This is a genomic window from Desulforudis sp. DRI-14 (assembly GCF_052618305.1).
The window spans coordinates 49,882-57,594 of the sequence record NZ_JBQXEZ010000014.1 but is presented as its reverse complement, the minus strand read 5'-3'; the positions used below and the strand labels follow the sequence as shown (position 1 = coordinate 57,594).

7 protein-coding genes are annotated in these 7,713 nt (G+C 61.1%); all 7 read right to left on the bottom strand.

The features are described from left to right. Positions 1-170: 170 nt before the first annotated feature. On the bottom strand, positions 171-1,466 hold the full coding sequence (locus ACUM6F_RS09060) for an ArsB/NhaD family transporter (protein WP_445349019.1): 1,296 nt from the start codon (positions 1,464-1,466) through the stop codon (positions 171-173). A gap of 10 nt (positions 1,467-1,476) precedes the next feature. Next, positions 1,477-2,325, bottom strand: a complete 849-nt coding sequence (gene prmC, locus ACUM6F_RS09055) for a peptide chain release factor N(5)-glutamine methyltransferase (RefSeq protein ID WP_445349018.1) — start codon at positions 2,323-2,325, stop codon at positions 1,477-1,479. 294 nt (positions 2,326-2,619) lie between these two features. Next, entirely contained in the window at positions 2,620-3,690 is a 1,071-nt protein-coding gene (prfA, locus tag ACUM6F_RS09050) for a peptide chain release factor 1 (protein ID WP_425622189.1), read from the bottom strand. After that, entirely contained in the window at positions 3,674-4,642 is a 969-nt protein-coding gene (locus tag ACUM6F_RS09045) for a DUF1385 domain-containing protein (protein WP_425620509.1), read from the bottom strand. The genes prfA and ACUM6F_RS09045 overlap by 17 nt, the downstream gene beginning before the upstream one ends. A gap of 119 nt (positions 4,643-4,761) precedes the next feature. Continuing rightward, entirely contained in the window at positions 4,762-4,965 is a 204-nt protein-coding gene (gene rpmE / locus ACUM6F_RS09040) for a 50S ribosomal protein L31 (protein ID WP_425620510.1), read from the bottom strand. Between the two features lie 174 nt (positions 4,966-5,139). Then, positions 5,140-6,411, bottom strand: a complete 1,272-nt coding sequence (locus ACUM6F_RS09035; protein ID WP_445349017.1) for a radical SAM family protein — start codon at positions 6,409-6,411, stop codon at positions 5,140-5,142. Between the two features lie 233 nt (positions 6,412-6,644). After that, positions 6,645-7,517 carry a peptidoglycan DD-metalloendopeptidase family protein gene (locus tag ACUM6F_RS09030; protein WP_445349016.1) on the bottom strand — a complete coding sequence of 291 codons (873 nt, stop codon included), beginning with the start codon at positions 7,515-7,517 and terminating at the stop codon, positions 6,645-6,647. Positions 7,518-7,713 lie beyond the last annotated feature (196 nt).

Sequence of the window (7,713 nt, the reverse complement as noted above, 5' to 3'; positions counted from 1 at the left end):
GTCGGCGGCCACGCTGACCTCACCTTCGCTAAGAACGGTGCCCGAAGCTTTCAGCGAAGTCGCTTTCGGGGATAAAACCCAGACCCGAATAGCAAGGGCCGTTTTTTTCAAGGTAGTCGGTAGTCGGAGGCCGGAGCGAAACACCGGAGCGCGGGTCGTAACCCGGGCTGTTACAGGGGTCTCAAATGGAAGATGATGAGGTAGACGGTCGACAGCGCGATCGTGATCAGCATGACCGGAAACCCGACCTTGAAATAGCGCGCGAAAGTGAGCCGGGTACCGTGTCTTTCGGCCAGGCCGGCGACAATGACGTTGGCGGCGGCGCCGACCAGCGTCCCGTTGCCCCCCAGGCAAGCCCCAAGGGACAGGGACCACCAGAGGGGCCGGAGATCGTCGATCCCGCCCAGGCGACCCATTTCCTGCAACAGCGGGATCATCGCCGCCACGAAGGGAATGTTGTCCACGAAACCCGAGGCCAGCGCCGACACCCATAAGATCCCCAGGCCCGTAAGCAGCAGCCGACCCTCCGTAACGTCCAGCACGGCCCGGGCCGCGAGCTCCATCAGCCCCGTAGCTTCAAGGGCCCCCACGAGCACGAAGAGCCCCGTGAAAAAAAAGAGGGTCGGCCACTCCACATTGTGGAAGGCTTTCTCGGTCTCAAGGTCGGTTATCAGGAGCAAAAGCGTGGCCCCGCCGAGAGCAATGCTGGCCGTGGGGATGTGCAGGACGCCGTGCAGGAGAAAACCGGCGATGGTCAGGCCGAGGACGGTCATCGACCGGACAAGAAGAGGCACGTTGCGGATATAGTCGCGGGGGCGCAGTTCGAGGAGCTGCTGCTTAAGTTCCGGCTCGGTCCGCAGCCGGCGGCGGTAGACCAGGTAGAGAAAGGCGAGGGCGGCCATAAAACAGACAAAGGCGATGGGGGCGGTGTTGGCGAGAAAGTCGTTGAACTGCAGATCCGCCGGCCCGCTGATCATAATGTTGGGGGGGTCGCCGATCAGGGTACCCGTACCCCCGATGTTGGAGGCGATAATCTCGCTGATCAGGTAAGGCGTCGGCGTGACCTGAAGCTTCCTGGTGACGGCGAAGGTCACGGGCACGATCAGGAACACCGCCGTGACGTTGTCGAGCAAGGCCGAGAGGAATGCCGTGATAAAGCTGAGGTAAATCAGGATGCGCACCGGTTCGCCCCGGGCGACGCGGGCGGCGTACACAGCCAGGGCCTCGAAAATACCCGTCTCCCGGGTGACGCCGACGATGATCATCATCCCGACCAGCAGACCGATGGTGTTGAAGTCAATAGCCGCAACGGCCTGGTCCTGGGTGATGATCCCCGAAAAAACGGCGACCGCCGCTCCGGCCAGGGCCACCACCGAACGGTGGACCTTTTCGGCGACGATGAAGGCATAGGTTGCGACAAAGATAACGACGGCGATAACCGCCTGGGTGCTTAAACCAGCTTCCATGCCACCGCCCTCAAATGCTTCTTGCCACTACTAGTCTTTCCCGTCCCGCCAGATCCAGCCGTAGTTCAGCATTCCACTCCAGGCCCGCGAACAAATCGAGCGCCTTACGGCCCTGCCCCGGGCCGATTTCGATCAGCAGGTATCCTCCCCCCGCCAGGTAAAAGGCGGCGGCGGGCACCAGCTTCCGGTACAGGGTCAGGCCGTCCGCCCCCCCGTCGAGGGCGACGGCCGGTTCGCTCTGGACCTCCGGGGGCAGATGCGCCATCTCGCCGGCAGAAACGTAAGGGAGGTTGGCCGCAATCAGGTCAACGTGTCCGGCCAAGTCCCCCGGAAGCGCTTCGAGCAGGTCGCCGGCCAGAAAGGTTATCCTGCCGTCAAGGCCGTACCGCCGGGCGTTTCCGACGGCGACGGCCAGGGCTTCCTCTGAAACGTCGGTGGCGACAACCCTGGCGTCGGGGTGGTAATAGGCGATGCTAACGGCGATGGCTCCGCTTCCCGTACCGACATCGACCGCGACCGGGGACGGGCGCTCCTTGAGCAGCGCCAGGGCGGTCTCGACCAGAAGCTCGGTCTCGGGCCGGGGAACCAGAACCGCGGGCGTGACCGAGAACTCCAGCCCCATGAACTCCTTCCGTCCCGTGAGGTAGGCCGCCGGGACGCGCCGGCGGCGCCGCTCCACCAGGCCGAAAAACTCCCGGGCAAGAGGCTCCGTCAGGAGCCTCTCCGGGTCGGCCCATAGGCCGGCTCTCCCGCAGCCGAGGACGGCACAGAGCAGAACCTCCGCATCCAAGGCAGGGGAGTCGACACCCGCTTCCCGCAAAAGAGTCCGCGCCTTGGTCAACGCCTCTCGAATGTTCAATTCTGCTCTACACCTCCTGCCCGGAGGTAAACCTCAAAAGCTCGATGACTTCTAACCGCCAAGACGCCACGTACGCCAAGATCACGGAGTTATTCAGAGCGCTTATAGAGCGTTTATGGATGCCAAGAATTCTGGTAGCCCCTTAACAGGGTCCCTACTACTACTTCTCTCCACAATTTGCCTTAGCGTTCTCTTTTACCTTGGCGACCTTGGCGGTTCGGTCAATGTAAAGCAAAATTGCGGGAGTACGACACCCGCAGCTTTAGTCACAAAGTCCACCTGCCGGCTAATGGTTTAGCCTTCGACTTGCTTGAGCCTGTCGGCCTGGTCCGTACTGATCAGGGCCTCGATCATCTCGTCGATGTCCCCCTCGAGGAACTGTTCCAGCTTGTAAAGCGTCAGGTTGATGCGATGGTCGGTGACGCGGTTCTGGGGGAAATTATACGTTCGGATGCGCTCGCTGCGGTCGCCGGAGCCCACCATCGACTTTCGCGTCGAGGCCATCTTGTCCTGCTGTTCCCGCTGCGCCTTGTCGAGCAGGCGCGCGCGCAAGACCTTCAAGGCCTTGTCCTTGTTCTTGTGCTGTGACTTCTCGTCCTGGCAACTCACCACGATCCCGGTCGGCAGGTGGGTGATGCGTACCGCCGATTGGGTCGTGTTCACCGACTGTCCTCCCGGACCGGAGGAACAGAAAACGTCGATGCGGATGTCCTCAGGCTTGATCTCCACGTCCACTTCCTCGGCCTCCGGCAGGACGGCGACGGTGGCCGCCGAAGTGTGAATGCGGCCGCCGGACTCGGTTTCGGGCACCCGCTGGACGCGGTGCACGCCGCTTTCGAATTTAAGCCGGCTGTAAGCGCCCTTGCCCTGGATGGACACGACGACTTCCTTGACCCCGCCGAGGTCGGTGATGTTCGAGCTTAAGAACTCGGTTTTCCAGCCCATCCGCTCGGCGTAGCGCAGGTACATCTTCAGGAGGTCGGCGCCGAAAAGGGCTGCTTCCTCGCCGCCGGTGCCGGCGCGGATCTCCATGATGACGTTCTTCTCGTCGTTGGGGTCCCGGGGGAGCAAAAGGATTTTTATCTCGCGCTCCAGGCTTTCTTTCCGGGCCTCGAGGTTCTCCAGCTCCTCTTCGGCCATCTCCCGGAGTTCGACATCCTTCTCCTCTTCGAGAAGGGCTTCCAGTTCCTCGATATCCTTAACCGTTTTCTTGTACTCGCGGTACTTGACCACGACGTCCTCGAGTTCGGCGTGGCTCTTGACGAGCTGCCGCCAGCGCTCCTGGTCCTGAATGACCCCGGGATCGCTGATCAGGCCCGTAAGCTCCTCGTATTTGTTTTCGATGTGATCAAGCTTGGCAAACACTTTGTCCACCTTCTTCCGCCGCTACAACGGATTTAAAGGCCGTCAGGGCCACTTCGATTTGCTCGTCGTCCGGCTCGCGCGTCGTCAGCTTCTGCAGCCACAATCCGGGCGCCATGGCCGCCTTCCAGAAGAGGCTGTCTCCGCGGCAGGAGGACTTCTTGATAAACTCGTAGCTTAAGCCCGCCACCACCGGCAGCAGGAGCAGACGCGACAGGAAACGCCACCACAGCGGTTCGGTCGGCAGCAACGAGAAGAGGATGATGTGGACCACCATCACGACCATCAGGAAACTGGTCCCGCAACGCGGGTGCAGGGTCGAAAACCGCTGGATGTTGGGAATTGTCAGCTCCGCGCCCGCCTCGTGGGCGTTGATAACCTTGTGCTCGGCGCCGTGGTACTGGAATACGCGCTTGATGTCCGCCATCCGACCGACCAGTAAGACGTACAGCAGGAAGACGGCGACGCGCAAGACGCCCTCGAAAACGTTCTGCGCGACCTGGCCCTTGATCACCGGCAGGGTCAGGTGGGCAACCCCCACGGGGAGCAGCACGAAGAGGACGATGGCTAGGGCAAAGGCGACCAGCATGGTCAGGGCGATCTCCCACTTGGTGAGCGGTTTCTCCTCTTCGCCCGCGGCCTTGGACGCCGAGAAACTCAAGGCCTCCAGGCCGAGCACCAGGGAATCGAAAAGGACGACGGTGCCCCTGATAAAGGGCCACTTCAAGAAGGGGAAGCGCTCCGTGATGCTGCTGACTTTCCTTTGCTCCACAACGATGGACCTGTCGGGGGTCCGCACGGCCACAGACCAGGTAAGCGGTCCCCGCATCATCACGCCTTCGATTACGGCCTGGCCGCCGTAGTTAAAAGGCTTCCTCATCAGGGACTGTTGAAAAACTTCGCCTTCCGCGCCATGCTCGTTTTTGAACAGTCCCGGTTTTTTCAACAGGATCATTACTCTCTCCCATTAAGGACGCCGCTTCAGCGGCGTCCGCACTAAGCTGTTAGCACTTGGCATTGGGATAAAAGAGATAGCAGAGCCGGCGCTCTGCTAATTCTCGTACTTACGCTAACCTACTTAGTGAGCCCGTACTTCCTGCGGAAGTTTTCCGCCCGGCCGCGAACCTCGACGGTGCGCTGCGTACCGGTGTAAAAGGGATGACACTTGGAACAGATGTCCACCTTCATCTCCTTCTTGGTCGAGCCGACTTCAAAAGCGGCCCCGCAGACACAGGTGATCTTGGCCTTTTCATACTTCGGATGAATCTCTTGCTTCACAAACGGCACCTTCTTTCTCTCTTGGAGTGAAACCGCAAGTATTATAGCACAATCGCGAGAGGCCATACAAGCAAAACCTATGCTATTTTCCAACCGCCAAGCACGCCAAGTACCCACCTTGGCGCCCTTGGCGGTTTAATCCCCGGTGACCTTGACAGTGCAAATTGCCGATTGCTAGCGTACAATGCCGTTACGGCTTACTTCTTTGGTATAATTACCGACGGTAAGGCCCGGTATGGCCTTGAGGCGCCGGATCAGTTCCCTGATCCCGAGCAGTTCGCCCTTCCTCCCCGGCAGACGGGCGAACAGGTAAGCGGGGTCGATGTTGAGGTTGCGCAGTTGGACCATGTCGACGAGGCCCCGGCCAATCAGCCCATCCAGCGCATCCACCTCTTCATCCCTGTCCGTCAGGCCCGGCAGGACGAGCAGGTTTATCGAGACGTAAACCCCTCCCCGCTTCGCCTCGGCCAGAGAGGCCAGGACGTTGTCCAGGGTAAAACCGCCGGGGCGGTGATAGGCCTTGTAGACCTCCTCCCTGGCGCTGATCATGCTCACGCGGACGCTGTCCAGGCCCGCCTCGATCACGCGGGCCAGCGCCCGGGTATCGCCCGCGTTGGTGTTGACGTTGATCGTCCCTTTGCCGGTCCGACGGCGGATTTCCCGGATGCTTTGCGCCAGAACGTCGGCTTGGGTCAGGGGTTCGCCCTCGCAACCCTGGCCGAAGCTGACGATCGGCTCAACGGCCTCCTCGAGGTGCGGGACGGCCAGTTCCACAACCTCGGCGACCGACGGCACAAAGGCGATGCGCTCCTGTGAAGACGGGCAGCATTCAGACTTTTGCAGCGAGATGCACCCCAAGCAGGCGGCGTTACACCCGACCGCGACGGGAATACCGGCCTCCCACCGGCGGTAGAAGAGGTTCTGGGCGGTGAGGCAACGGTACTCCAGCGCGCACCGGGCCAGGTGCTCGACGAGCCTGTTCACCGGGAACCGCTTGCGCAGGCCCTTAATCCGCCCGGGCAAGGTCGGATCGTTATACAGAGCGGGGTTCCACTTGAAGGCTTCGTCGGTCTCCAGGGCGGCGACGTAAAGCGTCCCTTTTCCGGCGCCGACCGCCGTGTAGCCGTACAGCGGCAGGCGGCGCGCCCCTTTTTCGGCCTGGTAGGCCGGGAGCCCCGTGCGCGTAAAGCCGGCAGGCAGGACGGCCGCTACGGCATAGAGCCCGCCGCCCCGGCGCTCGCCCGCGTCGCGGACCGCCCTGCCGGAGGATGCATCCCAGGCCACGGGCCGCCGGCCGGGCAGGAGCATCAGGTCGGCCCCCTCCGGCAGCGGGATCGGATCAAAACGCGCAAGCGGAACGGTCCTGGCACCGTCCCAGGCCGCCGCCGAAAGCTCGGGGTCTTCGTAGAGGTTGCCTTCCTCGTCGGCGTAAAGGAGTTTAAACACGGCATCACACTCCGGCCAACCGGCACGAAGTGCCGGGAAGTAGGACGTAGGACATATGACTTATGATATGAATTGAAGGCTTGATTCTTTGAGATAAACATCACTTAATATCATAAATTATAAGTACGTGTCTTGCACGGCATTTACGTCTTAAGTGTTGGGGTCTTGTATCATATGTCTTACGTCCTACAGTCTTATGTTTAAAATCTAAGAAGCCGCCTTACGGCGGCTTCTTAGATTTTCTCTCCACCCGGCAGCACCATGGCCGGGTCATGCGGCTCGCCGTTCCACCGCACCTCGAAGTGCAGGTGGGGACCCTGCGAACGCCCCGTCGACCCGACACGGGCGATCGGCTTTCCGGCCTGGACGGTCTCCCCCTCCTTGACCAGCAGGCGGGAACAGTGACCGTAGTAAGTCGTCAAGCCGTCGCCGTGATCGAGGATGACCAGGAGTCCGAAGGTCCCCGCCGGTCCGGAAAAGCTTACGGTGCCGGCACGGGCCGCCCGGATGACGTCGCCCTCGTCGGCGGCGATGTCGATGCCCTTGTGCATGCGGCCGTCGCGCATGCCGAAAGGCGAGGTGACCGCCCCGCGCACCGGCCACATCAACGGCCCCCACTCGGTCCTGGCCGGCAGGGCCAGCGAGCGCACCGGCACCACGATCTGCTGCCCCTGGACAATCAGGTTGGGGTTCCTGAACCTGTTCGCCTTGACCAAGTCGTTCACGCTGACGTTATACTTCCTGGCGATATCCCACAGGGTCTCGCCCGCACCGACGCGGTGGCGGATGTCCCGGGGTTTGCCGTCAGGGATGACCAGTTTTTGCCCGACCCTGATACAGTCATGGTCGTCTATGCCGTTAGCCATAGCCAGGCTGCTCACGATCACCTGGTGGCGCCTGGCGATCGTCCATAGAGTGTCCCCCTTTTGGACCTGATAAAAGCGCGGCTCGTCGGTGTTGACGATTTCGCTCAGCGGTCTGTACGACGGCGCCTTTGTCTCACTTGTTTTAATCAGCTCATGGTAGCGGGCGTTTGCCGGGATGAGGACGGCCAGAACCAGCCCCAACCCCATAACGCCGATACTTATTATTTTGCGAGTGTTCATAAAGCTCACCCATCTTCCAAGAGGCCGGGTAACTCTTTTTTCACAGCCTCTTGCACGGAAAACGTTTTGCCCGGAGGCCGGCAGAAAAAACGGCGCCCCGGTTTTGACCCTCCTTTTGGTCATTCGCCAACTAGCATTACCGGAAACGGGGGGCCTTATACAGAAAATCGCAAGGCGTCATGTAACGCCTTGCGAT